Source organism: Flavobacterium sp. AG291 (genome assembly GCF_003350375.1).
GTDB classification, from domain to species: Bacteria; Bacteroidota; Bacteroidia; order Flavobacteriales; family Flavobacteriaceae; genus Flavobacterium; species Flavobacterium suzhouense.
In genome coordinates, this window is record NZ_QQAR01000002.1 from 80,860 (window position 1) to 107,362 (window position 26,503).

The following is a 26,503-nucleotide window of genomic DNA, read 5'->3' on the forward strand; positions in this document are numbered from 1 at the left end:
TGGCGTATATAATTCTATTTTAAAATCTTATTTCTTACAACAGCCATCAAGACTTTCGTAAGCAACTACATCAGCTTTTATATCATCAGCATCGTAGCCCAATTTACTGATCGCAGTTTTTATTTTGGTAATATCTGTTTTCCTGGAATTGTAAACTACTTTAATTGTCATTGCTTTTTCATCAAGCGTAATCATCTGTACCCCTTTTTCTTTAAGTAATGTTTTTTCCAGTCGGTCTCCACAAGATTCACACGCCTTACAATGATCACAATAAATAGCGGTTTTGATTACAGCCGTTTGAGTAGTTTTTTGTTTTGGCTCCTGGGCATTTGCACTTATAAAGCTTAGTACAATGATAAGGATAGTAGAGAATACTTTAATTACATTTTTCATTGAAATAAATTGATTTGGTTTAAAAATCGAAAATACGGAATTAAACGCAACTCTTAGTGTCCATCTAAAAATAAAGAAACAAATTTCTTTAATCGAAAATTACTCCTTAATTTTAAGGAAATTTATAACACCAATTATATAACACATGGGACTATTTAATGCCATTATGGGCAATGCTTCAGCTGTAGATACTGAAAAAATCCAGGGAGAATTCCAGCCAATGCTTATTGAAGGAGAGAAGATTGAAAAAGCCTTTAAATTAATAAGAGATATGTTTGTTTTTACTAATAAAAGGCTAATATTAGTTGATAAACAAGGTCTTACCGGTTCAAAAGTTGATTATCAGTCAATTCCTTATCACAGCATAACTAAATTTTCAAAAGAAAGCGCCGGTCTGCTTGATCTGGATGCTGAATTGAAGATATGGGTACGTGGTGAAGCAATGCCTATAAAAAAGCAGTTTGGTAAAGACAATAACATCAATGAAGTTTACATGATTTTGAGCCAACATATTCTGTAACCAATCATCACCTAAACTTTTTATATAATATTTAGCCAAAACACCTGAAGTTTTGGCTATTTTTTTCAGACATATGACAGAAAACACATTAGTAATTATTGGAGGCGATGCTGCCGGGATGTCTGCAGCATCAAAGGTCAGACGTTCGCAGCCGGAGAGGAAAATTATTGTCTTTGAAAAATCGGCCTATACTTCATACTCTGCGTGCGGAATTCCCTATTTTATATCTGAGACGGTCAAATCGATTGATGAACTTGTTGTGCGTAGTCCGGAAACATTTAGGGAAAAGTATAATATTGACGTGAGGACAATGCATCTGGTACTGGAAGTTGATACCCAAAATAAGAAAATAAAAGTTCTTGATAAAGAAAGAAATGAAGAGTTTTGGCAGCCTTATGATCAGTTACTAATAGCAACAGGAGGAAAATCATATTGTCCGGATATACCGGGCAAAGATGCCGAAAATGCTTTTGGCGTTTCGACACTTAAAAGTGGAATTAATATTGAAAAATTTATAGAAGATAAAAAGCCTCAGTCTGCCGTAATTATTGGTGGAGGATATATTGGCCTTGAGATGGCTGAAGCGTTGCTCATAAGAGGTCTTAAAGTATCGATCATCAATCGCGGTAAGCAGCTGATGAATACCCTTGATCCTGATATGGGTGAAATGGTTTCTGAAGCAATGCGGAAACTTGGAGTAACGGTTTATTGTGAGGAAGAGTTAAAAGCATTTGACTTGAATAATAATACTATTAATGCTGTAATAACTAATAGACAATCGATTCCTGCTGACATGGTTGTTTTTGGGATGGGAAGTGCCCCAAATACTGATTTTTTAAAAGGTTCCGGAATTGAGTTTGGCGTCAGGAATGCTATAAAAGTAAATTCTCAGATGCAAACCAATATAAAAGATATCTGGGCAGCGGGAGATTGCGCTGAATCACTACATCTTATTAGTCATAAACATACTTATATAGCATTGGGAACAATCGCTAATAAAACAGGTGTGGTTGCAGGAGGTAGTATTTCCGGAGAAAATCCACATTTCCCCGGTGTTGTAGGAACCGCCGTTTGTAAAATTTGCAGCTATGAGGTAGCCCGAACAGGACTGCTTGAAAAAGATCTGAAAGAGCTCGGAATAGAATACGTAAAAGGCACAATAAAAAGCAGAACAAGAGCACATTATTATCCTAAATCAAAAGATATCACAGTAAAATTATTAGCTGAGAAAAACAGTGGCAGATTATTAGGTGGGCAGATTATCGGAGAAGAAGGTGCTGCAAAACGCATAGATGTATTAGCAATGGCTCTTACTCATAACCTGACGCTTCAAAATATAATTGATCTGGATCTTTCCTACGCTCCCCCCTTCTCACCCGTTTGGGATCCTGTACAAACAGCTGCCAGAAAACTAATAAATGATGTTTAAACTGATTTAATGACACTATTTTATAATACTCTCACCATTAAGATTTGTTGTTAATACATCACTCATATAATCAAAGTAAGGGCGCATTGCTGCAAAGGTTTTAAAAACTTCGTTATTGAAACTCTTATCCAGCACTTCTGCATCTGTAAATTTCCTCACAGCCAAAAACTGTTTTTTCCTAATCAGGTCAATTGCTTTATGACTTTTGTCAAAATCTTTTGGAGCAGTCTTTAGCTCTTCTCCCCTAATGGTTCCAAAATACTTTTTAAAATCTGATGAATTTATGATTTCACGGATCTCACTGTCATCAAGCTCAAATTCTTTCCTTATCCTTTTAAGATCTTCTGCATTAGGCATCCAAAAGCCTCCTTCAACGAAACAATTACCAGGTTCCAGATGAACATAGTAGCTTCCCCTAAAAAAAGGTTTTGTTCGTGAATACCATGCTCCCAGATAATTTTTATAAGGAGATTTGTCCTTTGAAAAGCGTACATCCCTATATATTCTATACATCTGGATGTTTTCTATGGAATCTGATTTTTGCAATTCATTTCCAATATCATTAAAGAAAAACTTGGCCTGCTTTTCAATTTTCTGGAATTCAGCTTTATTAGCAGTAAACCATTCGCGATTGTTATTCTTACTTAGTAAGTCTAAAAAATCTAAAATTTCTTTTGAAACCATTACTCAGCAGTTTTTGGAACAAAAACCAGCACGGCTTGATTACCAGAATATAAAACAAGGTTTTTATCTTCAATTTTTGCTTTATCAGCTTTTGAAAGAATTTTTAAATATTCATCTTCAGCCACGCCCTGACAAAACATTTTTGTAGCCATCATCTGTCCTAGTGATAATCTACCATCGGCATCAAGCGTATAAGCTCCTCCATACTGATTACATCCTCCGTTACCGGAAACTTTGTTATCAGCAGTAAAAGTTATATTAGGCAGTTTATTAGGAAATTTAGATTTTAGATCATTACTACCATTCATTGCGGACAATACCCAACCTGAAGATACCAAAGTATCTTTAGAGACCGCACCTTTAGTGCACTTGCAACTTGTTATAATTAATGTGGCAAAAACTACATAAAAAGCAAACATTAGTTTTTTCATCTGATTCAGATTTTAATATGAGAATCAAATTTAAGAACAAAAAACGCTGAAATAAAATCTTTAGTAAATTTTTAAAGAAGTCCGTTATATTTACGTATAAACCACTCCGCTGCGAGCGTTATTGCAAGCAATACAAGAATCCAAACCCAGTCAATTAAAGGTGACTTTTTAGTAATAACTTTTTGAATCGCTTTGTAGCTGTCATTCGCAAGCAGCATTTCAATAAGTTTATCCGTGGTATCCGGATAAAATACTTTCCCATTTGTAGTAGCTGCAACTTGCTGAAGCCTTGTAAGGTCTGGATTTACAAATTGTTTTTCTATCTCGAAATCAAGCACCTCAAAGGAACCATTATAGCTGGTTTTAGACGTGTTTTCGGTTACTGTAAAGATATATACTCCGGCATTAAGACCGTCAAGATTTACTTTGTATTCTCCTGTTCCTTTTAAGAAATCGTATGTTTTTGATGTATTATCTTTTTTATTCTTTAACTGGATAGTCAATCTTGCGTTCTCATCAAATTCATAGTTTTTATTGAAATACTGAGCTGATATAGGAATAACTTCACCCGAATTGTAAAAACTTTCATGAGTTACAACCAATGATTTCCTTTTTGAATTAGAAGCGAGATATTGAATGGTCTTATCAATAAAAATATCAAATTGCTCAAAAGATTTTGTATTCAGATGACTCTCAAGTCTCCATTTCCAAATATTTTCTCCTAAAATAAATGCATTTCGTGAGGGTCCCGTTTCTGAAAACACCATTAGCGGGCTATCCATTTTTACATTCCTTATTCTTGCTTGCAAAAGCGTGTTTGCATTAGACTTGAGAGTAACCGTTCCATAAGGATTCTCCAATGGGGGGAACTGCTCAAAACCGATATTGTCTATTGCAAACGAATTGAATCCTGGAACAAAATCTGCCAGATAGTCTTCACTTTGAGATGTCATTTTGAAACTAAGCACATTTTGAGATTGATTGAGCAAATTAAAATCAGTACTCAATCCCGTAATGATAAGTGTATTTAATCCGGCATTTTTATTTTCCTCAAGTATAGTCTTAAAAGATGCATCAGGCTGATATAAAACAAGTACATTATAATCCTGAAGTGATTTTACATCTGCAGGTTTAAGAATAGTTACTTTACGCTGCTGATTAGTTTCGATGGCACGCTTAAGCGCTCCAAGATCCGGATGATTAATTGATGAAACTATTGCAACTTCAGAGCGCTGATCAATAATTTCAACAGCAAAATTCTTAATATTGTTATAACGATTCTTCTCCGCTTCTAAAGAGGTAATCTGCGCCTTAAAGGTCTTTACTCCTACTTTATCAGCATCTAGCAATAGTGATAACGAAATCGCTTTTTTGTCTTTTGAAAAACTTACATTTTGCTTATAAAGTACCGAATTACCTTGAGTAATATTAAACACACCATTAACAGGTTTATTTCCGCTATACTGCAAAAAAACTTCAACAGGGAATTTATTCTTTAAAAAAGCATACTTATTAACATTAACCTGATTTACTTTCAAATCAAGAAAAGTGGTTGTATCCCCTAATACCAACGGGTATACTGCAGTATTTTCTCTAAAACTATACACATAATCATTACCTATGGTCTGATTACCATCAGTAAGCATTACAACAGGATAGTTTGTATTTCTGTAAAGTTGCTTAAGATTTTGAGCCGCCTGATCTATATGCGTTTGTTTCCCTTTAAAATTTAAAGAATCCGCATTTTCAAAACCATCTGCAAAACTATATAGCTGCACATCATATTTATCTTTTAGCGACTTATTATGAGCTAACTTCTCAGAAATCAGCTTTGCAATGCTGTCAGCTCCAAGTTCTTTAATAGACTGCGAATTATCAACAAGTATAGGTAGCGGAGTTTTTACTGTTTCAAGGTCTTTTGTTGTTATAAAAGGATTGATTAAAAGCAAAAAGACCAAGAAGAATGCGATAAAACGAAGAAAAGCCAAAAAGTAGTGCAATCGCCCTGGCTTTTTGGCTTTAAAAATATATTGGTAAAACGACAATCCAATGGCTGCAAATGCAGATAATACTAACAATAGAATTGTAGATGCAGTCATTTTTAATTATCAGGTGTTTTACGAATTTAGTTTATAAGTTTATTATGTTAGCATACCACCATCCACGTTAAGTGTCTGACCGGTTACATAAGCTGACATATCTGAAGCAAGGAAAAGACATGCATTAGCAACATCTTCAGTAGAACCTCCTCTTTTTAGCGGAATACTTTCAGCCCATCCTTTTACAACATCTTCAGGAAGCTTTGCGGTCATTTCTGTTTCTATAAAACCGGGAGCTATTGCATTACAACGAATGTTTCTCGAACCTAACTCTAATGCGATAGATTTAGTAAATCCAAGTACACCGGCTTTAGAAGCAGCATAGTTAGACTGTCCTGCATTTCCTTTTACACCAACAACAGAACTCATATTAATGATAGATCCGTGACGTTGTTTTAGCATCGGTCTCTGAACAGCTTTGGTCATATTGAAAACCGATTTAAGGTTTACCTCAATCACTTTATCAAAATCTTCTTCAGAAATACGCATCAACAGATTATCTTTAGTGATACCTGCATTGTTTATAAGAATATCAATGGTGCCAAATGTTTCAAGAACATCGTCAACAAGTTTTTGAGCTTCGTCAAATTTTGCTGCATCAGACTGATAACCTTTTGCCTGGACACCATAACCTTTAAGTTCTTCTTCAAGTTGTTTTGCTGCTTCTGCAGATGCACTGTAAGTAAAAGCTACATTAGCACCATGCTTAGCAAAAACTACAGCAACACCTCGGCCAATACCACGACTAGCACCAGTTATAATTGCCGTTTTTCCTTCTAATAATTTCATAATTTGTTTCAGTTTGTTTCTTTACAAAGTGACAAATATAGCAAAATGTTTATTGTTTAAAAGGAGTCGTTTTTTGTTTTTGCCTTAATTATCTTAATTAAATTTGTAATACATTCATTTAAAATCATCAATCATGCAAACCATACTAGGATTAAGAACCGTTGTACATAAAGTAAGCGATATTAATAAAGCAAAAGAATGGTACGCAAAGGCCTTTAATACAGAGCCTTTTTATGTTGGCTTCAATATTGCCGGTTATGAATTAGGCTTACAGCCCATTGATAGTATTAAAGGTGATAATATTGTTACATATGGGGGAATTGAAAACATTCATAATGAATATGAAAAATTCCTGAGCTTAGAATCGACAGAACATGAGAACCACAAAATATTGGAGGAGAAATTATTGTTGCCTCAGTAAAAGATCCATGGGATAACATTATTGGATTAATCTACAACTTGGAATTTAAACTTCCCTGATATGAAAACAGAAGCTGTAATCCGCTTTACCAAAGACGGTAAAGAAATCATAATTCGGGAAGCTACCGAAGAAGATGCTGCTGAGTTAATCGAGCTCAAAAAAAGTTATATTAAAAACACCATGAGTATTCCTTTATATGAATTTGAATATAAAAACGATATTCATATGGAAAAAGAATGGATAAACCGATTTACCAATGAATCTAACAGTCTTTTACTCGTAGCTGAGCACGAGAATAAACTCATTGGTAACATTGATCTTAATGGCAACCAACGTAAAAAGTTATTTCACACCGGTATGATTGGCATGGGGATAGCTTATCAATGGCAGAACAAAAAAATTGGAAGTTTTTTAATGGACAGCTTAATCAATTGGGCTACATCAAAATCTCAATTACGCATCATCTGGCTTGAAGTATATAGTACAAATATTGGAGGCATTAAGCTTTATGAGAAATTTGGATTTGAGCAATGCGGGCTGATAAAAAACTTCTTTGAAAAAGAAAATCCGGCAGACAAAATCACAATGGTAAAACATTTGTAAAAACAGCTTTATCCCCTATTTATATTATTCAAGCTTTCTCTATTAAAAATTTCGTTACACGAAATTTCCTTTTCGCTTCAAATTAAAGGATTAACTATTAAAATTTTACTAAAACATACCTTTCGAAACGTGGCTTTTTCGTAAATTCAGCATATAAATCGGTTAAAAATTGTAAAAGCCATGAAAAAAGAAATCAAATTAAAAAACGAGAGCGACATGAAATACTTAAAATTTATCCTGGCAGCCGTGGCTGGTTTTGGGCTGGTAAAATTCTTTGGTTACATAACTGAAGCTGAATTTGACGAAGAAGGCGATTTTGATGTTTATGACGAAGACGAATATCCTCTTTTTGTCTAATCAACAACAAAATAACTAAACCAAAATAAGCACCCCTTTTGGGGTGCTATACCCTTTTAAACCCATTCAATTCTGAATTTTAAAATCGAAATATTTAACAAAAAATATTGATTTTAAGCCCTTTACTAAACAAAAAGTTAAATCCTGAAACTTTAAGACAACCTTAGGAAAGCTTTGGTTTTACAATAGTTAACTTAGTGAATATAATAAAAAAGAATCTTTTCAGGTTCAATAAATATCTATTAAAAAGTAAAGCTATGAGTAACAAAAAAATGATTTTAGGTATTGCAGCGGGAGTTGCAGCCTTAGCAGTTGTAGGTATCATCCTTAAAAGAAGAGGACATTTAGATGGCATCATCGGTAAAGCTGAAGAGTTGGGAAGCGATCTTGCTGATAAATATTCTAACATTAAAGAATCAGCACGCAAAAAATTTGATGAAGTTGTAGAAAAAGGTGGCGAAATTGCAGACAAATTAGCGTCTCAAGCTGATAAAGCAGTTGATACCGCTAAAACTACACCTACAGCAAGAGCATAATTTTAATTGCATACTTAATAAAAGCTCCTTATTCTAGAATAAGGAGCTTTTGTTTTTTACATTTATATAAAAATCATGGCTATGAAATATAATATCTTACTGCTTTCAGGTTTAATTGCATTAATAATAGCCTGTAGCACCAAAAACAATGTAGCTTCCAATAATAAAGATTTAAGTGAGATCAGATCTAAAAATGATACCATCCGTATTGCAAATGATTCTCTTGAGTATGAAATAATAATTATTGATCCGGGGTTTAATTCCTGGCTTGCATCCCGTGCCAAACCAAGAGGATTTTACGGACAACCTTATCTTGAGAATAAAAACAGGTTTTGGGTCAACGAATGGAATGCCCGTGCTATGAATCCTCAGCGCTTTGGAGAACTTTATCAAATGCAGATAGACTATAAACCACAAATAAATTATGGTTATGAGGTAAACTATCTTCTTTACAATTATCTTGTTTTCTTTCAGGTAACTAATAACCAAAAACTAGGTGGAATAATCCCACAATAGAATAAATTTATAATTTGGAATAATTATAAATAATACTCTTAAAAGCTTGCTAAGCAAGACCAAAACCGGTATATTTGCTACTTTAATAGCCGAAATGGGAAATTTAAAACAGCGTTGGGGAATTACAAACAATTTTCAGTTTGTTATAATATTAATTGTTTTTGCACTTACAGGATCTACATCAGCTTACCTGGCTAAACCTGTATTAGCCTGGATAGGAATTACAAGGGATACATTTTCGCCTTTGCTCTATTGGCCTCTTTATGTTGTGCTAATCTTCCCTATCTATCAGGTATTATTATTATCTTATGGATTTATATTTGGCCAATTTAAATTTTTCTGGTGGTTTGAAAAAAAAATGCTGAAATCATTAGGACTTGGTTTTCTTTTTAAAAATGAAAAGCCCTCTGAATAGAGAGCTTTTAAAACCAACATTACTATAACTGATTACTGCTTAAGTTTTGATTTATAATTCTTTTTAAGCTTATCCAGTTTAGGTGTAATTACAGCTGAACAGTAAGGCTGATTAGGATTTTGAGCATAATAATCCTGATGATAATCTTCCGCAGGATAGAACACTGATGCCTTACTTACTTTTGTAACAATATTTTTACCATAAATATGCTGATCTGTCAGCAACTTTATAAAGTTTTCAGCTGCAGACTTTTGTGCTTCTGAAGTATAAAAAATTTCACTTCTGTATTGCGTACCAACATCAGCCCCTTGTTTGTTTAAGGTGGTAGGGTCATGAGTTGCAAAAAAGATTTCCAGTAAATCCTCATAAGCTACTTCATCCGGATTGAATTCAATTTTAATTGCTTCTGCATGCCCTGTATTACCTGTACAAACCTCTCTGTAAGTAGGATTTTCTGTCTTACCACCAATGTATCCTGAAGTAACCTTTTCAACCCCTTTCAGATCAGTAAAAAATGCTTCTGTACACCAAAAGCAGCCACCTGCAAAAATAGCAGTTTCCATTTTTTTGTTATCCATTTTTAAATCTCCCTCTTTAGATTTTATTGCTCCCGTTTCAGGATTTTGTTTCGACTGACATGATAAAGAAACCAATGCCAACACGACTACAAGTACATTTTTCATATTTGTCATCTAAGTTAATGATATAAGCTTTTTATGAAAAAACATTAACCATGTTTTAAAATATACATACGAAATATTGTGCCAAAAAAGATTTATTATCTTTTAAATTGTTTGTTTCTTTGTGAAAAACGAACATTGATGATACAGGCTTCAAACATTCATAAATATTACGACAAACTTCATGTTTTAAAAGGCGTTGATCTCCATATAAAAAAGGGGGAAATCGTCTCTATAGTTGGTGCATCGGGTGCGGGAAAAACAACATTGCTGCAAATATTAGGCACACTTGATAAACCAGGTAAAGAAAGCGGCACAAACCTTATTATCAATAATGAAGATGTCCTTAAAATGAAGGATAAAACCCTGTCTAAGTTTCGTAACCTGCAACTTGGATTTATTTTTCAGTTTCACCAACTCCTACCAGAATTTACAGCATTAGAAAATGTTTGCATTCCGGCCTACATTGCAGGAAAACCAAAAACGGAAACGGAAACTGAAGCAAAACGTCTCTTAGAATACTTAGGTTTGTCACACAGGATTGACCATAAACCAGGGGAGCTTTCAGGAGGTGAACAACAGCGTGTTGCAGTAGCCAGAGCACTTATCAACAAACCTGCTGTAATATTTGCTGACGAACCATCTGGAAACCTGGACACTGCATCTGCAGAAAACCTACATCAGCTATTCTTCAAACTTCGTGATGAAATGGGCCAGACATTTGTTATTGTTACCCACAACGAAGAGCTGGCCAATATGGCAGACAGGAAGCTTGTAATGAGCGATGGGCTGATTGTTTCTCAAGGTTAGTTTTCAGTCGCAGTCGCAGTCATAAGATAAGTCTTTATTGAATATCTTTGCCTCATGGAAATGAAAATGAATGCCGATGAGTTACGCTCATTCCTTGACGAAAAAGTAATTCAATACAACAATCAGGATTTTATAGATACCGATCCTGTACAAATACCACACTTATTTACCCAAAAAGAAGATGTTGAAATTGCAGGTTTTTTGGCTGCTACCATAGCGTGGGGCAACAGAAAAATGATTATCAATAATGCTAAAAAGATGGTGAATCTAATGGGAAATAGTCCATATGATTTTATCATTAATCACAAAGACCATCATCTTGATGATTTAGAAAATTTTGTTCATCGTACATTTAACGGTTCTGACTTCACTACATTCATTAAGGCACTCCAAAATATCTACCAAAATCATAACGGACTGGAAGCCGTTTTTGCAAAACATCAGCAAAAAGAAGGCATGCAGAAAGCCATACATGAATTCAAAAAGGTTTTCTTTGAGATAGAACATCAAAACCGTACACAAAAACATGTTTCCGATCCTCTGGCAGGTTCAGCGGCGAAACGCATAAACATGTACCTTAGATGGATGGTACGTAATGATAATTCAGGTGTAGACCTTGGTATCTGGAAGAGTATCTCTACTTCTACCCTATCATGCCCTCTTGATGTACATTCAGGTAATGTAGCCCGAAAGCTTGGAATTCTTACCCGTAAGCAAAATGATGCTAAAGCATTGCATGAACTTGATACTCAACTACGCCTTATGGACGCTAATGATCCCGTAAAATATGATTTTGCTTTGTTTGGCCTTGGAGTATTTGAAGGGTTCTGATTATTCAGCTATCTCTGCTGTTGTATTCAATTTACTATTATTCCTGCTGTATAGGAAATAAATCACTAAGCCTATAAGTAGCCATAATCCAAACCATTTCCAGTTAGACAATGCCATACCTGTAAGCAGATAGCAGCAAGACACAAGCCCTAACAATGGTATAAGGGAAAGGTTTTTCAAAAAGGCCAATACAGCCATTACAATACAGAATAAAAAGAATATATCCATTGATATATTAGCAGTCAAAGCATTGCTATCTCCGGAAAAATCGAACGAGTTGCTAAAGAAATCAGGAAAAGCATAATGAACAATTACTGTTGACAGAACTAATAGTATAGGGAAAATATATTTCGAATTAATATACGGTATCCTAAATTTTCCTCTGGTTTGTCTTTCGGCCATTTCTTCAGCACTCTGAGGAGAAAGCATCAGTACACCGCCACATACAAGTACAAAAGCAAACAGTGTACCTATGCTGGTAAAATCAAGTACAAAATTCTCATCGGTAAAGAAAATTGGTAATCCTACAACAATACCCGTAATAATAGTTGCAAATCCCGGAGTCTTGTATTTAGGATGTATTTTAGAGAATTTTTCAGGCATAAGACCGTCGCGGCTCATGGTCATCCATATACGGGGCTGACCAAGCTGGAAAACAAGCATAACACTAGTCATAGCTACCACAGCAGCTACAGATACTATATACAGCATCCATTTTACCCCTTTAAGCTTAAATATTTCGGCCAAAGGATCACTTACTCCCAATAGTTCATAAGACACCATTCCGGTAAGAACCAGAGCAAGTATTATATATAATACTGTACAAATAACTAACGAATAGATCATACCTTTTGGCAGGTCACGCTGAGGATTCTTGGATTCTTCTGCTAGTGTAGATACAGCATCAAAACCAATATAAGCAAAAAAAACAGCCGAAACCCCTGCCATTACACCACCAAAACCGTGTGGCATAAAGGGAGTCCAGTTTTCAATATCAATATAAAAGGCTCCTACAACAATAATTAGCAATATGATAAGCAATTTTACATATACCATTGCATTACTGAAGTTCTTAGATTCTTTTGTACCTCTGTAAACCAGATAGGTAATCAATAAATTGATTACTACGGCCGGTAAATCGAATATTACTTTAAGGCTTCCAATCATAGGCGCAGTTTGCCATGCCGATAAGCCTTCTCCCGGTTTATTAGCTAAAAAAGCTTCGTGAGCGGCGTGGTGATTTATGGTAAGCCATTCAGGAAGATGAATATTGACCGCTTCCAGAAGATTTGTAAAATAACCGCTCCATGAAAAGGCAATATAAATGTTACCTATAGAATATTCCATAATAAGGGCCCAACCTATTATCCATGCAAAAAGCTCTCCGAAAGACACATAAGCATATGTATAAGCACTACCGGAAACTGGTACTCTTGAAGCGAATTCTGCATAGCACATAGCAGTAAAACCACAGGCAATAGCACATATTACGTATAAAAGCGTTACTCCGGGACCACCTGAAAAACATGCATTTCCGATAGCACTAAAAGTTCCTCCACCAATAATAGCAGCAATACCGAAAAAAGTCAGGTCACGAACAGTTAATACTTTCTGAAGCCCACCATGTTCGCCGTCACCACCCTGCTGAACTATCTTTTGAATTGACTTTTTCCTGAATAAATCTTTTAATGCCATTTAGTTAGGTATAATTTTTAAAATGCTTTATTAATGAAGTTAACAAATATATAAACTTAATCGAAAAAAGAAAGGTTGGTTTTGCATAATTCATAATATAAACCGTCATTTTGATTACATAGGCATTTTCTATGAATACATAAGAAATTATGATTAATGTCATACGAAAACATTGGCCTTATTACCTATTTTTGCAACGGTAAAAAATTAATAACCCTAAAATTTACATTATGTCATTAGTAGGAAAAAAATTCCCTAGCATTGCTGTTGATGCGATCTCTGAAATGGGAGACAATCTATCAATCAACATTTTCGAAGAAGCAGTAAACAACAACAAAAAAGTACTACTATTCTGGTATCCTAAAGATTTTACTTTTGTTTGTCCAACTGAACTTCACGCTTTCCAGGCAGCTCTTGGTGAATTCGAAAAAAGAAACACTGTTGTAATCGGTGCATCATGTGACACTAACGAAGTTCACTTTGCATGGTTAAATACTCCAAAAGATAAAGGTGGAATCGAAGGTGTAACTTACCCTCTTCTTGCTGACACTAACAGAAACCTTTCTAATGTACTTGGTATCCTTGATATCGAATCTTCAGAGTACAATGACGAAACGGATTCAGTAATCCTTACAGGTTCTAATGTAACTTACAGAGCTACTTACCTTGTTGACGAAACAGGAAAAATTTTCCACGAAAGCGTTAACGATATGCCTCTTGGGCGTAACGTAGCTGAGTACCTGAGACTTATCGATGCTTATACCCACGTACAAACTAAAGGTGAAGTTTGCCCTGCAAACTGGGAAGAAGGAAAAGAAGCAATGACTGCTGACCGTACAGGTGTAGCTGCTTACCTTTCTGCCAACTAATTAAAAATAAAGATCATGTTGCAAGAACTTGAAAAGGATAATTTAGCAGAGATCGTTGCCGGTAATGAAACTGTTGTAGTACAGTACTCAGCCGGATGGTGCGGTAACTGCAGGATCATGAAGCCAAAATTCAAAAAAATGGCTACTGAAAATGAAAATGTAACGTTTGTAATTGCCGATGCTGAAAATTTCCCTGAATCAAGGAAACTTGCAAAGGTTGATAACCTGCCTACATTTGCTACCTTTAAAAATGGTGCGCTTGTAAATCAGGTACAAACAAATAAAGTCGAAGTTTTAACAGATTTAGTCAATGAAGTTACCAGTAATTAAACACCTTACCCAATTCATTGAGGACAACGACCAGGATTACATCATAGAAACTCTTGAGGTACTTGAAGCACTCACAGAAGTTCCCTCATTAAAAGATGAAGAACTTGATGTTATTGGTGAACTTATCTCGAACATGTATGGTGCACTCGAGGTAAACAAAATGATTAAAGACGGAACCGACAAAAAAGAAGCCCTGAATACATTTATGAAAAGGGTTCTTGGTGCCATCGATAAAGACTAAAGCTTACTTTAAATACTAAAAACGCTTCCGTTTCCGGAAGCGTTTTTTTATTGTGTGAAGTTTCTAAATATCCCTAAAAATAGGGATTGTAGGCATTCACAAGTTGCCATAATTTTGTTTTATAAAGCAAAATCGACACAATATGAAAAGATTATTACTACAAATTTTAGTCACTACAGCGGTAATTTTATTAACTGTATCCTGTTCAAAGGACGACGATACCAATACTGAGCCTGTAAATCAGAATGGAGGTGAAATACTTACATCTCAATTTGTAAAAATCAATCTGCCTAATACCCAGCTATCACAAGATGAATATGAAGGCACTTTTGGTACAGTACCAGTTAAACTTTTAAAAACAGGTGAATTTGAGTTAACATTTTATGTTCCTTCAACACAAACAGGCGATTCGGTCCTCTCAATACCTGCACTTAATGCTAATATAAGCTATGAAAGCCATCAAAGCACATTGAATGGATCCGCGGATGAAATCATTGGAGGGCTTCAAACTAATATGGCTACATTTTCAGCTTCACTTGCTGATGATACTGAATCAAATGAAATTAAAGAAACAATAGAGAATTTCAACACCTATTATGAAAGTCTGACTGATGAGGAAAAAAATCAAATGGCTTTATTCTATCAGTCAAACAAACAGTTGTTTGATGGTTTAATTCTTAATAATTTCGACAACGCAAATGGAAGGATTACAGCTGATGATATTATACTACTTGGAAAGTTTAGTTTTGCTGTCGGTGCAGCAGGACTGGGTGTTGCCGGTGTTATATTAACTCCTACCCCTCTGGAAAAAGTTGCTTGTGCGATCATAGCAAGAATAGGTTGCCATAAAGCCAAAGAGTTTCATAATCAACTTGCAGAAAGAAACTTAAATACAGTAGGACTAGTGGTAGATGAAATATTAGGAACTAATGATCGAGGAGGGAACGGAATCAATCTTGTAGATAATGTTGCCGCAACTATAAGTTTAAGTACTTCTGACAGAGGAATTGTTGAAAGCGACAGAAATAGCAACGCTGAAGGTATTAAAGAATACTTTGAGGATCATGATAAATTCAATGGTTGGATTTCTAAGCTTAATACAGTCATTGATGCATTGAACACTATTCCATTTGTAAATATAAATAAAGCTCCAATAGTAAGTCTAGGGACTTCAAGTCAGGCAGAAAACACCCCTGTAAATCAGGAAATATTCAACAAGATTAGTTTCAGTATTAATAATGAATATATTTCAATTGTTTCAGTTAATCTAAATCAACAGAATCAATTAACCATTAAAGTTAAAGTTTCTGGTAATCCTCCTGCGGGTCCAATTGAAACATATCTTAACTATAGTTATAGTGACAGCTTTAATTCATTTACTGGTAAAGTACCTATATCAGTTGAAAAAGAAAACTCGCTAGTAGGTGTATGGATTATGGAGTCTTTTGAAAATGGACATGCACCAGGTGAACCTATCACAAATTATGGATTCGAAATGTGCCCTAATGTTGTTACAGGATCTTATACCACACAAAATTTAACAATAACTTTCACAGAAACCACCTTTAACCAGACAGGAACAGATATTATAGTTAATGGTAATGTTAGTATTAATGAGAATTGCGTCGTCATTTCTGATGAAACAGATACTGTAACAACGGATAATTATTCAGAAGATGGCACATATATCCTAAATGGAAATATAATAACAATTACAACAACGGGTGAACCTGAGCCTGCCCAGGAAACAATAACTTTTATTACCGCAGATAAAATTAAAATTGGTGGTGACGTTTTTGTGAGGTAATAAAATAATACTCATTACTAAAACGCTTACGGAAACGGGAGCGTTTTTTGTTATAGAATCATTATTTTTACAATCATAAACTATCAACAATGCACCTATATATAAAAAACATGGTTTGTCCTCGCTGTATTACGGCTGTAAGAAATGAACTCGAACAAATGAAATTCAAAATCAGTTCGGTAGAACTGGGCGAAGCAGAAATAGAAGGTGAAATATTAGCAGAAACATTACAAAAACTTGAAGAATCGCTCAAAAAACTTGGTTTTGAACTTATAGGCGATCGTAAAGGGCGTATTATTGAACAAATAAAAACTGAAATAGTGTATCTGGTTCACCACTCTGACGAGATAATCAAAACAAACTTATCTACTTGGTTAGCAGACAAACTTCGATATGACTATACTTATTTAAGTAATCTGTTCTCGGAAGTAGAAGGAACTACTATCGAAAAATATTATATAACCCAACGCGTTGAAAAAGTAAAAGAACTATTAGTCTATGACGAACTTTCACTTGCAGAAATCGCTGATGCCTTAGGATATAGCAGTGCTGCATACCTTTCCAATCAGTTTAAAAAAGTAACTGGGCTCACTCCTACCTTCTATAAATCTATAAAAGAAACAAAACGTATAAATATAAACGAACTGTAAATCTCGTTAATGATTCGAAAAATTCCGTAACTATAGATTTAATTGTTATGACGAAATTTGTACTATAAACCGTAATTAACAATTAATAATGACACATACATATAAAATTACCGGAATGACATGCGAAGGATGTTCAGCAAAAGTGAGCCATCTCATAAAACAATTGCCCAATGTAACTGATGTTGCAATAAATCTTGAAAAAGGAGAGGCAGATATTTCTATGAGTAAACACATACCTACTCCTGAACTTCAAAATGCTCTCAAGGAGTATCCTAAATACCAGCTTTCTGAAATAGAAATGCAGTCTCATAAACCGGAAAGGAATATATTTTCAGAACAACAGGAAGTACAGGAAGATAAAAGAACATGGATAGAAACTTACAAGCCTATCGTGTTGATATTTATATATATAACTACAATATCATTGATTGTTTCTTTAGCTGAAGGATCTTTCAAAGGAATGACATTTATGCGTGTTTTCATGGCAGGTTTTTTCCTTACGTTTTCCTTTTTTAAAATGCTTGATTTAAAAGGTTTTGCAGAAAGTTATGCGATGTATGACATTGTTGCAAAAAAAATCAATCGTTGGGGTTATATCTACGCTTTTCTTGAATTGGCATTAGGATTAGCTTTTGCTATAAATTTTGGTCCGGTCTTTACCAATGCTTTTACTGCAATATTAATGTCAGTTAGCTTAATTGGTGTGCTACAAAGCGTTATGAATAAGAAAAAAATACAATGTGCCTGCCTTGGAGCTGTATTTAACTTACCAATGAGTACTGTGACTATTATAGAAGATGGTATTATGATAGCAATGAGTGTTATTATGCTGGTAATGCTATTATAATCCCTTATAAATGAATAAGAACCCAAACGCTTCCATTTTGGAAGCGTTTTTTATTATAAGCTTAAGAATTTATGTATAATTCCAAAGCAGAAATTGTTACTTTTGCTTTTCTAAAACAATCTAAAATGGCTAATATTTTATTGGGTGGAAACCCTATCTCAACAACTGGAGAATTACCTCAAACCGGTACAAAAGCACCTGACTTTACTCTGGTAAAAACTGATCTTTCAACCGTATCGCTTTCTGATTTCAACGGAAGCAAACTGGTTTTAAACATATTCCCAAGCATTGACACAGGCACTTGTGCTACTTCAGTTAGAAAATTCAATGAGAAAGCTTCAAGCCTTCAAAACACAAAAGTATTATGCATTTCACGTGATCTTCCATTTGCACAAAATCGTTTTTGTGGAGCTGAAGGCCTTGAAAATGTAATTTCACTATCAGACTTTAGAGACGGTAGCTTTGGTAATGCTTATGGACTTACTGTTGCTAATGGCCCGCTTCAGGGACTTCATTCAAGGGTAGTTATAGTACTTGATGAGCAGGGTAATGTAAAATATACAGAGCAGGTGGCTGATATAAAAGATGAGCCAAACTATGAAAACGCTCTAGCTGCTCTTTAATAAAACCTGAACTGAATGAAAGATAACAGGTTTGTAATAGGAAGAATGAAAAGTATGGAGTACTCAGTAAAAGGAGCTTATAAGCTTATTACTACTGAGCACAGCGTAATGGTTCAGTTTTTCATTGGTATTGTTGTAACTATAGCTGGTTTTTGTTTTAACATCTCATCAACAGAATGGATGCTGCAAACACTTGCAATAGGACTTGTACTTTCAATAGAAGGTCTGAATACTGCTGCTGAAAAAATAGCTGACTTCATTCATCCCGAATATCATGAAAAAATAGGTTTCATTAAAGATATAGCTTCAGGGGCAGTTTTTTTTGCTGCCATGGCTGCCATTGCAGTGGGCGCAATTATATATTACCCAAAAGTAGTTCTGCTTTTTTAATTTATTGATATTTTTACAGTCAAGACACTTATTCTAAATGGCGAAGAGTAAAAAAGAAACATCAGAAAAACCTGTATCAGAAAAGAAAAAATGGACACTATCCCGACAACACAAAGTGCTGATTGGGATTTTGTTCTTTTTATTCTCTATAGCATTATTATTATCATTCATTTCATATTTCCTGTATTGGGAATTTGACCAGAGTACTTTAACTGCTTTTGATGACAGGAAAGAAACCGTACATAACTGGCTAGGAAAATTTGGAGCTTCGCTTGCGGATTTTTTCCTTTACCACGGCTTTGGTGTGGCCTCTTTTATCCTTATCCGTTTTTTCTTTTTAACCGGTGCTTACCTGGTTTTAGACCTTCCGGTTAAAAAATTAAAGAAAACTCTATTCTGGGATCTTTACCTGGTAATAATAGTGTCAATACTTTTTGGTTTTTTCAATGCATATATCCCTGAATTAGGTGGTGTTATAGGCTTTGAGATGAATCTTTTCATGCAGGATTATCTTGGGAAAATAGGTACTATACTTGTACTTGTTTTTGCACTATTTGTATTCCTTATTTTTAAAGTAAGAATTTCTCCTGATGCAATTAAAACTTTCTTCGAGCGTAAATTTGAAGAAGAAGAAACCGAAGAAGAAAATACTGAAAAAGATGTTGTAATCCCTCCTGTTGCAGTTCAGAGTCCTGTAAAGCCTGCTGTTGCATTACAACCAGAAAAAAACAACGACCCTGAAGACAATTGCAGTGACTACACTGAAGATGAGGAAGACGAACAACTTGCAAATATTGAGGTAAAAACAATTCCAACCCCTCCTCCTGCTCCTTCTCAATTCGAGATTAACAGAGAGGCACTTAAACCTACCATTGAGCACGCCTCTGAAATTAATCTTGATCCGGGCAAAACAAAACAGCCGGAGCCGCATCACGAAATAATTGAAACCAATGATAAAAATTTTGTCATTGAAAAGATTGAAGAAGAATCTACGGTTGAAGAAAATCTTGCAGCAAGGCTAGTAAAAGATTTTGGTGAGTTTGACCCTACCTTAGACCTGTCTAATTATCAGTTCCCTTCTATAGAATTACTAAAGGACTATTCTTCGGGAGGAATTACCATTAATCAGGAAGAGCTTGAAGAAAACAAGAACAGAATTGTAGAAACACTTCGAAATTATAAAATTGACATTGCTCAGATTAAAGCTACTGTAGGACCAACAGTTACTTTATATGAAATAGTACCCGAAGCAGGTATAAGAATATCTAAGATCAAAAGTCTTGAGGATGATATTGCCCTTTCGTTATCAGCGTTGGGAATCCGTATCATTGCCCCTATACCGGGTAAAGGAACTATTGGTATTGAGGTACCAAACAAGACTCCTACTATGGTTTCAATGAGGAGTGTTATAGCTGCACCTAAATTTCAGACTGCAGAGATGGAGCTACCTATTGCTTTAGGTAAAACAATCTCAAATGAAACATTTGTAGTAGATCTTGCCAAGATGCCTCACCTTCTTATGGCAGGTGCAACCGGACAGGGTAAATCGGTTGGTTTGAATGCAGTTCTTACCTCATTACTTTACAAAAAACACCCTGCTGAAGTAAAATTTGTATTGGTAGACCCTAAAAAGGTTGAACTAACACTGTTTAACAAAATAGAAAGACATTACCTTGCCAAATTACCGGATGATGGTGATGCCATCATTACAGACAATACAAAGGTTATCAATACACTTAACTCACTATGTATTGAAATGGACAACCGTTATAGCCTCCTTAAGGATGCAATGGTTAGAAACATTAAAGAATACAACGAGAAATTCCGTCAAAGGAAACTGAATCCTGAGAATGGACACCGCTTCCTTCCATACATTGTTTTGGTTGTCGATGAGTTTGCTGATCTTATTATGACTGCAGGAAAAGAAGTTGAAACCCCAATTGCCCGTCTGGCTCAGCTTGCACGTGCTATTGGTATTCACCTTATTATAGCAACACAGCGTCCGTCAGTAAACGTAATTACAGGTATTATTAAAGCCAACTTCCCGGCAAGAATTGCATTCAGGGTAACATCAAAAATAGATTCCCGAACTATTCTTGACAGTCAGGGAGCTGATCAGCTTATTGGTCGCGGAGATATGCTTTACACTCAGGGCAATGACCTGACGCGTGTACAATGTGCATTTGTTGATACTCCTGAAGTCGAAAAAATAACTGAATTCATTGGTTCGCAAAAAGCATATCCTCAGGCCTACCATCTTCCTGAATATGTTGGCGAAGAAAGTGGCATCAATCTTGATATAGATATATCTGAAAGAGATTCGATGTTCAGGGATGCAGCAGAAGTAATTGTAACAGCTCAACAGGGCTCTGCCTCATTACTTCAGCGTAAATTAAAATTAGGATATAACAGAGCCGGAAGGCTGATCGATCAGCTTGAAGCTGCCGGTATTGTTGGTCCTTTTGAAGGGAGTAAAGCGCGAAATGTATTAATTCCTGATCTTACAGCTCTTGAGCAGTTTTTCAAAAATGAAGAAAATAACTTTTAGCATGCGTACGATTAAAGGGATATTCCTGTTTTTATTACTTACAATTACCTTAAACCTTCAGGCACAGAATTCTGATAAAGCCAAAGCATTACTTGATCAGGTAAGTGCTAAGGTAAAAAGCTATGAAAATATTGCCATAGATTTCAGATACTCCATGAGTAATTCCAGACAAAACCTTAATCAGGAAAGCAAAGGCAGCGTTACGCTAAAAGGAAATCTATATAAGTTAGATTTCATGGGTACAACCCGGATATTTGACGGTAAAAAGGTCTACAACATCGTTCCTGAAGATGAAGAGATATCAATATCAAAATATGATGATCAGAAAAGCGATGACCTTACTCCTGCTAAAATGTTAACTTTTTTTAATTCGGGTTATAAATATTCATGGGATATACTTCAAAACATTAAGGGAAGAAAAATCCAATATGTAAAGTTAAACCCATTAAATGCAAAAGATAACACAAAGGAAGTGCTGATAGGTGTTGATGTGCAGACAAAACATATTTACAATTTTATTCAGACAGAAAAGGATGGTACCAAAATACTCATTACAATAAATTCTTTTAAAACAAATCAGCCTTTGTCAAAAAATCATTTTACCTTTACCGAAAGTAAATACCCTAACTACTATATTAATAGATTAGACTAATTTTTGGTGAAAATATTAGACCGTTACATCCTTACTTCGTTCATTCAGACCTTTGCGTCGGTATTTATTATCCTGTTTTTCATTTTTGTATTACAGGCTATATGGCTTTTTATCGCTGAACTGGCAGGTAAAGATCTTGATATATGGTTAATTATTAAGTTTTTGGCTTTCTATGCTCCAAAAATTGTTCCTTTGGTATTGCCGCTTTCTATCCTGTTGGCATCAATCATGACCTTTGGTAATTTTGCAGAGAATTATGAGTTTGCTGCCATGAAATCTTCAGGCATTTCACTGAACAGAGCCATGCGTAGCCTGGCTATATTTATTTTTGCACTTAGCATTGTTGCTTTCTTTTTTGCAAATAATGTGATCCCTAAAGCAGAATATAAATTTATAAATCTCCGCAAAAATATCATTCAGCGTAAACCCGCTATGGCAATAGCCGAAGGCCAGTTCAACGCAATTGGAAATTTTAATATAAAAGTTGATAAAAAATCAGGTGAAAATGGCGAAAAACTCTCAGGCGTTACCATTCACAAAAGAAATCCGGGAGCATCATATGCTACTATCATACGCTCTAAAACCGGACTTTTAAAAAGTAATGATAAATCAAATTTACTTCAGCTCGAGCTATTTGATGGTTATTATTATGAAGAAGTAAATTCTAAAAATCCAGTTGAACGCCAAAAACAGCCTTTTGCTAAAAGTAGCTTCTCTAAACAGGTGATGAACATCGATCTTACCATGCTTAACTCTAATGACATGGACGATGAAAAAATTGCCAACACCAATACAATGTTAAATATCAACGAATTGAGATATACTCTCGATTCACTTGAAACAAACTATACCAAAGAATCAAAAAGCATTGCCGATAACATTAACCAAAGATATAATGTAACGCTTAATGAAAATATTACATCTAAAAATATTGGTTTAATAGATTCTTCTGTTGTCAAAAACAGTATGCCGAAAAATCTTCTTGATTTGGTAAAAGATGAAAAAAACAAAGTAAGAGTTCTTGAAAATGCAAAAAATAACATCAACAGCTCTGAATTTTTTATGGTTTCCGGAAAAGCGCAGCTTTTTGATAAAACTAAAAACATTAACGGACACTGGCTCGCTCTTTATGAAAAATTTGTAATTGCTTTTTCATGTCTGCTGATGTTCTTTATTGGGGCTCCGTTGGGCGCTATCATCCGTAAAGGAGGACTTGGACTCCCTATAGTATTTGCGGTACTAATATTTATTATTTTCCATTTCATAAATACATTTGGAAGAAAATTAGCCAGCGAAAATGGTATCCCTCCTTTCCTGGGATCGTGGATGTCATCTTTTGTACTAACTCCTTTTGCAATACTCTTAACATACAGAGCAACTAATGATAAAGGAGTAAGCATCAATTTCGACTGGTTAACAACTCCATTTGAAAAATTATTTAAATCAAAATCAAAAGAACAGAAATAATGTCGACTGATATAAAAATTAAACTTAATACCATTGAAGAAGCCATTGAGGATATCCGTAATGGTAAAATCATTATAGTTGTTGATGACGAAGACCGTGAGAATGAAGGCGATTTTCTTGCTGCTGCTGACAAAGTAACACCGGAAATGATAAACTTTATGGCAACACATGGAAAGGGGCTTATATGTACTCCCCTAACCGAAAAACGTTGTAAAGAACTTGGACTTCATCCTATGGTAAGTAATAATACCGATTCAATGGAAACTGCATTCACTGTATCGATAGACCTTAAAGGAAAAGGGGTAACTACAGGAATTTCGGCGCAGGATAGATCCAAGACAGTTGAAGCACTTACTGATTCCGATACAAAACCACATGATTTAGGAAGACCCGGACACATATTCCCTCTAATTGCTAAAGAAGGTGGTGTTTTAAGAAGAACAGGACACACAGAAGCGGCTATTGATTTTGCCAGACTTGCCGGATTCAAACCGGCTGGGGTTATCTGTGAGATTATGAACGAAGACGGTACAATGGCACGCTTACCGGAATTGTATGAAGTTGCTCAGAAATTTGATCTTAAACTGGTATCTATAGAAGATCTTGTTGCCTACAGAATGCAACATGACAGTCTTATTCAGAAAAAAGAGGATTTTGAAGTGGAAACACGCTTTGGAACCTTCCGTATGAGAGCTTATGTACAAACTACAAATAAGCAAGTTCATATTGCTCTTACAAAAGGCAGCTGGAACATAGGCGAACCGGTACTGACGAGAATAAACTCAACCCAGATAAATAATGATATTCTTGGTACACTTACCAATAATGCCGATACCAAACTTGACAATATGTTTAAACGTATTAATGAAGAAGGTAAAGGAGCTATTCTGTTTATTAATCAGGAGACCTCTCCTATTGAATTACTTGGCCGGATAAAAGAGCTTAAAGAATTACAGTCACAAGGCATAAATAAAGCACCGCAGCCTAAAATGGACGACAGAGACTTTGGTATAGGCGCTCAGATATTACATGATATTGACATCTCTAAAATACGTTTACTAACCAATTCCGCACAGACAAAACGTGTTGGAATGATAGGTTATGGCCTTGAAATAACAGAATACGCAGAATTTTAAAAAAAACTTTCATTCTTAAATATTAGGTAATGAAATGTTTAGGAAATAATGAAAAATAAAATGTGTTTTAAAGCAAAATAGTTTTTGGGAAAACGAAAAACCTTACTATATTTGCAACCGCAATAAGGGAACAAATTGCAACACATATTGGAGGAATGGCAGAGTGGTCGATTGCGGCAGTCTTGAAAACTGTTGACTGTAACAGGTCCGGGGGTTCGAATCCCTCTTCCTCCGCCACATAGAGTTTCACCTGAAACTTTAAAAGTCAAAAAACCTTTAAATCCCTTGATTTAGAGGTTTTTTCATTTTATGGCAGTTGTCATCAGACACATATAATTTCAAAGAATAGTTACTTTTTTAGTTACCTTTTGAAAAACATCTTTTTTAAGGATGAAAAAAGGTAACTGATCTCAGGGAATTCCCTGAGATTCCTAGGGACATACGAAGTTTTTAAATCAATTTGGTATTAATTTAAATTCATAGTCATGTTAAAAGCAATCTGTTACCTCAAAACTGAAAAGACTCCAAACGGAGACTCTCCTATCTTTATTAAGATATCTCATAATCAAAAATCAATCACCATCAGTACCGGTAAATTCATTTCCAGGGAGAGATGGCTGTTTACTAATAAACTTAGGAATCCGCTGAAAGTGGAAAAGGAAAAAGTTATCAAGCAATATCTGGATAACCTCCTAATAACTATTGAGAAGAAATATCTCGAGTTATCCAAGCTTGGATTAGATATATCATTAAATGATCTCAGAGCCGAATTAAAGGGCAAGCGCCTTCGCCCAAAAGCCAAATCAATAGGAATTATGGAAGCTTTTGAAAAGCATAATACCTATTTCAAAAGAAAGGTTGAAGCTGGCGAACGTACAAAAGCCTCCATGCAGAAATATACCAGATCAAAAGACCTGCTTAAAAGCTATATTAAAAAGTATTATAGTTTCGATGATTACCCTATTGATGAAATCAATAGTTCCTTTGTATACAACCTTGAATCCTTCCTTAAATACGAGAGCGTCTATAAAGGCAAGGTAGGTATCAAGAATAATTCCGTAGTTAAGTACATCCGAAACTTCAAAACTATCTGTGCATATGCGATTAAAATGAATCTGGTTACTAAAAATCCATTTGATATTTACGAAGGAAAAATAAACATCAAGGAAGCACAATTCTTGACCCAGCAAGAATTGGACGCTATTGAACAAAAACAGTTTTCAACGAATCGATTAGAAAAAGTTAAGGATATATTTCTTTTTAGCTGCTATACAGGATACGCACCTATTGATGCTTTAAATCTTACTTCTGAGAACCTTTTTCAAGATAACTCAGGAAATCTATGGATAAGGACAATTAGAGCTAAAACGGCTATTAAAGCCAATGTACCTGTCTTACCTCCTACTCTGCGCATTATTGATAAATACAGGGAACAGCAGCAAGGATTGTTGCCAAAAATATCAAACCAAAAAATGAACGCATATCTTAAGGAAATTGCAGACGTATGTAATATCCAGAAGAATTTAACCTGGTATGTATCCCGACACACGTTTGCCACTACCATTACCTTAGCAAATGGGATTAAAATTGAGAATGTTTCAGCTATGCTTGGCCATACAAATATCAAACAAACCCAGCACTATGCCAAGGTCTTAGATACAAGTGTTATGAATGATATGATGAAATTAAATTCAAAATATCAGTAAAAAAATGTAGTATATTTAATTCAATTAA

At 35.0% G+C, this 26,503-nt stretch carries 30 protein-coding genes and 1 tRNA gene; 24 read left to right on the forward strand and 7 right to left on the reverse strand.

What is annotated here, in order from left to right:
- Window positions 1–27 precede the first annotated feature (27 nt).
- Window positions 28–393 carry a cation transporter gene (locus tag DEU42_RS02385; RefSeq protein ID WP_114756685.1) on the reverse strand — a complete coding sequence of 122 codons (366 nt, stop codon included), beginning with the start codon at window positions 391–393 and terminating at the stop codon, window positions 28–30.
- Between the two features lie 145 nt (window positions 394–538).
- Between DEU42_RS02385 and DEU42_RS02390 the strand changes: the two genes are divergently transcribed.
- Window positions 539–913 (forward strand): PH domain-containing protein, encoded by a 375-nt coding sequence (locus tag DEU42_RS02390; RefSeq protein WP_199509035.1) that lies wholly within the window; start codon window positions 539–541, stop codon window positions 911–913.
- 52 nt (window positions 914–965) lie between these two features.
- Window positions 966–2,342, forward strand: a complete 1,377-nt coding sequence (locus DEU42_RS02395; RefSeq protein ID WP_233506600.1) for an FAD-dependent oxidoreductase — start codon at window positions 966–968, stop codon at window positions 2,340–2,342.
- A gap of 15 nt (window positions 2,343–2,357) precedes the next feature.
- Here DEU42_RS02395 and DEU42_RS02400 read toward each other — a convergent pair whose 3' ends face one another.
- From DEU42_RS02400 to fabG, 4 genes are all read right to left on the reverse strand, one after another.
- A complete protein-coding gene (locus tag DEU42_RS02400) occupies window positions 2,358–3,026 on the reverse strand; it encodes a DUF2461 domain-containing protein (RefSeq protein WP_114756687.1) in 669 nt (222 codons plus the stop codon).
- Window positions 3,026–3,457, reverse strand: a complete 432-nt coding sequence (locus DEU42_RS02405; RefSeq protein ID WP_114756688.1) for an META domain-containing protein — start codon at window positions 3,455–3,457, stop codon at window positions 3,026–3,028. The genes DEU42_RS02400 and DEU42_RS02405 overlap by 1 nt, the downstream gene beginning before the upstream one ends.
- A 71-nt stretch (window positions 3,458–3,528) precedes the next feature.
- Complete coding sequence (locus DEU42_RS02410) at window positions 3,529–5,556, reverse strand: hypothetical protein (RefSeq protein ID WP_114756689.1); 2,028 nt, start codon at window positions 5,554–5,556, stop codon at window positions 3,529–3,531.
- A 42-nt stretch (window positions 5,557–5,598) separates the two neighbouring features.
- A complete protein-coding gene (gene fabG, locus DEU42_RS02415; RefSeq protein ID WP_114756690.1) occupies window positions 5,599–6,345 on the reverse strand; it encodes a 3-oxoacyl-[acyl-carrier-protein] reductase in 747 nt (248 codons plus the stop codon).
- A gap of 133 nt (window positions 6,346–6,478) precedes the next feature.
- Here fabG and DEU42_RS02420 point away from each other — a divergent pair, with 133 nt between their 5' ends.
- The 6 genes from DEU42_RS02420 to DEU42_RS02440 all read left to right on the forward strand — a co-directional run bounded on the left by DEU42_RS02420 (window position 6,479) and on the right by DEU42_RS02440 (window position 9,193).
- Window positions 6,479–6,766 carry a VOC family protein gene (locus DEU42_RS02420; RefSeq protein ID WP_233506601.1) on the forward strand — a complete coding sequence of 96 codons (288 nt, stop codon included), beginning with the start codon at window positions 6,479–6,481 and terminating at the stop codon, window positions 6,764–6,766.
- 60 nt (window positions 6,767–6,826) lie between these two features.
- The gene (locus tag DEU42_RS02425) at window positions 6,827–7,369 is read left to right on the forward strand and encodes a GNAT family N-acetyltransferase (RefSeq protein ID WP_114756691.1); all 543 of its coding nucleotides are present in this window, start codon (window positions 6,827–6,829) and stop codon (window positions 7,367–7,369) included.
- Between the two features lie 180 nt (window positions 7,370–7,549).
- Window positions 7,550–7,726, forward strand: coding sequence for a hypothetical protein (locus DEU42_RS17410; RefSeq protein ID WP_158537844.1), 177 nt, complete (start codon window positions 7,550–7,552; stop codon window positions 7,724–7,726).
- Between the two features lie 257 nt (window positions 7,727–7,983).
- Window positions 7,984–8,262 (forward strand): YtxH domain-containing protein, encoded by a 279-nt coding sequence (locus tag DEU42_RS02430; RefSeq protein WP_114756692.1) that lies wholly within the window; start codon window positions 7,984–7,986, stop codon window positions 8,260–8,262.
- 81 nt (window positions 8,263–8,343) lie between these two features.
- Window positions 8,344–8,778 (forward strand): DUF6146 family protein, encoded by a 435-nt coding sequence (locus tag DEU42_RS02435; protein ID WP_114756961.1) that lies wholly within the window; start codon window positions 8,344–8,346, stop codon window positions 8,776–8,778.
- A 94-nt stretch (window positions 8,779–8,872) separates the two neighbouring features.
- Window positions 8,873–9,193, forward strand: coding sequence for a DUF6787 family protein (locus tag DEU42_RS02440; RefSeq protein WP_114756962.1), 321 nt, complete (start codon window positions 8,873–8,875; stop codon window positions 9,191–9,193).
- Window positions 9,194–9,225: 32 nt separating this feature from the next.
- Here the strand turns inward: DEU42_RS02440 and msrA are convergent, their stop codons facing one another.
- Window positions 9,226–9,771, reverse strand: coding sequence for a peptide-methionine (S)-S-oxide reductase MsrA (gene msrA, locus DEU42_RS02445; RefSeq protein ID WP_114756963.1), 546 nt, complete (start codon window positions 9,769–9,771; stop codon window positions 9,226–9,228).
- Between the two features lie 243 nt (window positions 9,772–10,014).
- Between msrA and DEU42_RS02450 the strand changes: the two genes are divergently transcribed.
- Together DEU42_RS02450 and DEU42_RS02455 are read left to right on the forward strand one after the other, a co-directional pair.
- Window positions 10,015–10,683: an ABC transporter ATP-binding protein gene (locus DEU42_RS02450; RefSeq protein WP_114756693.1), complete on the forward strand. Its 669-nt coding sequence runs from the start codon at window positions 10,015–10,017 to the stop codon at window positions 10,681–10,683.
- Between the two features lie 66 nt (window positions 10,684–10,749).
- The gene (locus DEU42_RS02455; protein ID WP_114756964.1) at window positions 10,750–11,514 is read left to right on the forward strand and encodes a TIGR02757 family protein; all 765 of its coding nucleotides are present in this window, start codon (window positions 10,750–10,752) and stop codon (window positions 11,512–11,514) included.
- Here the strand turns inward: DEU42_RS02455 and DEU42_RS02460 are convergent, their stop codons facing one another.
- Entirely contained in the window at window positions 11,515–13,209 is a 1,695-nt protein-coding gene (locus DEU42_RS02460) for an amino acid permease (RefSeq protein WP_114756694.1), read from the reverse strand.
- A 230-nt stretch (window positions 13,210–13,439) separates the two neighbouring features.
- Between DEU42_RS02460 and DEU42_RS02465 the strand changes: the two genes are divergently transcribed.
- The 14 genes from DEU42_RS02465 (at window position 13,440) to DEU42_RS02530 (ending at window position 26,475) form a co-directional block, all read left to right on the forward strand.
- Window positions 13,440–14,078: a peroxiredoxin gene (locus DEU42_RS02465; RefSeq protein WP_114756695.1), complete on the forward strand. Its 639-nt coding sequence runs from the start codon at window positions 13,440–13,442 to the stop codon at window positions 14,076–14,078.
- Between the two features lie 15 nt (window positions 14,079–14,093).
- A complete protein-coding gene (locus tag DEU42_RS02470) occupies window positions 14,094–14,408 on the forward strand; it encodes a thioredoxin family protein (RefSeq protein WP_114756696.1) in 315 nt (104 codons plus the stop codon).
- Window positions 14,389–14,649, forward strand: a complete 261-nt coding sequence (locus DEU42_RS02475) for a DUF6952 family protein (protein ID WP_114756697.1) — start codon at window positions 14,389–14,391, stop codon at window positions 14,647–14,649. Before DEU42_RS02470 ends, DEU42_RS02475 begins: the two co-directional genes overlap by 20 nt.
- 142 nt (window positions 14,650–14,791) lie before the next feature.
- Window positions 14,792–16,456 (forward strand): hypothetical protein, encoded by a 1,665-nt coding sequence (locus DEU42_RS02480; RefSeq protein ID WP_114756698.1) that lies wholly within the window; start codon window positions 14,792–14,794, stop codon window positions 16,454–16,456.
- Between the two features lie 89 nt (window positions 16,457–16,545).
- A complete protein-coding gene (locus tag DEU42_RS02485; protein WP_114756699.1) occupies window positions 16,546–17,106 on the forward strand; it encodes a helix-turn-helix domain-containing protein in 561 nt (186 codons plus the stop codon).
- Window positions 17,107–17,194: 88 nt separating this feature from the next.
- Window positions 17,195–17,953 (forward strand): heavy-metal-associated domain-containing protein, encoded by a 759-nt coding sequence (locus tag DEU42_RS02490; protein ID WP_114756700.1) that lies wholly within the window; start codon window positions 17,195–17,197, stop codon window positions 17,951–17,953.
- A 125-nt stretch (window positions 17,954–18,078) separates the two neighbouring features.
- On the forward strand, window positions 18,079–18,576 hold the full coding sequence (gene tpx / locus DEU42_RS02495) for a thiol peroxidase (RefSeq protein WP_114756965.1): 498 nt from the start codon (window positions 18,079–18,081) through the stop codon (window positions 18,574–18,576).
- 15 nt (window positions 18,577–18,591) lie between these two features.
- On the forward strand, window positions 18,592–18,966 hold the full coding sequence (locus tag DEU42_RS02500; RefSeq protein ID WP_114756701.1) for a diacylglycerol kinase family protein: 375 nt from the start codon (window positions 18,592–18,594) through the stop codon (window positions 18,964–18,966).
- A gap of 37 nt (window positions 18,967–19,003) precedes the next feature.
- On the forward strand, window positions 19,004–21,514 hold the full coding sequence (locus DEU42_RS02505) for a DNA translocase FtsK (RefSeq protein WP_114756702.1): 2,511 nt from the start codon (window positions 19,004–19,006) through the stop codon (window positions 21,512–21,514).
- Window positions 21,495–22,166, forward strand: a complete 672-nt coding sequence (locus DEU42_RS02510) for a LolA family protein (protein ID WP_114756703.1) — start codon at window positions 21,495–21,497, stop codon at window positions 22,164–22,166. Before DEU42_RS02505 ends, DEU42_RS02510 begins: the two co-directional genes overlap by 20 nt.
- Window positions 22,167–22,172: 6 nt before the next feature.
- Entirely contained in the window at window positions 22,173–23,633 is a 1,461-nt protein-coding gene (locus DEU42_RS02515) for an LptF/LptG family permease (protein WP_114756704.1), read from the forward strand.
- Entirely contained in the window at window positions 23,633–24,769 is a 1,137-nt protein-coding gene (gene ribB / locus DEU42_RS02520) for a 3,4-dihydroxy-2-butanone-4-phosphate synthase (protein ID WP_114756705.1), read from the forward strand. The genes DEU42_RS02515 and ribB overlap by 1 nt, the downstream gene beginning before the upstream one ends.
- A gap of 149 nt (window positions 24,770–24,918) precedes the next feature.
- Window positions 24,919–25,006, forward strand: a tRNA-Ser gene (locus DEU42_RS02525).
- A gap of 248 nt (window positions 25,007–25,254) precedes the next feature.
- A complete protein-coding gene (locus tag DEU42_RS02530; protein ID WP_114756706.1) occupies window positions 25,255–26,475 on the forward strand; it encodes a site-specific integrase in 1,221 nt (406 codons plus the stop codon).
- The last annotated feature ends 28 nt before the right edge of the window (window positions 26,476–26,503 follow it).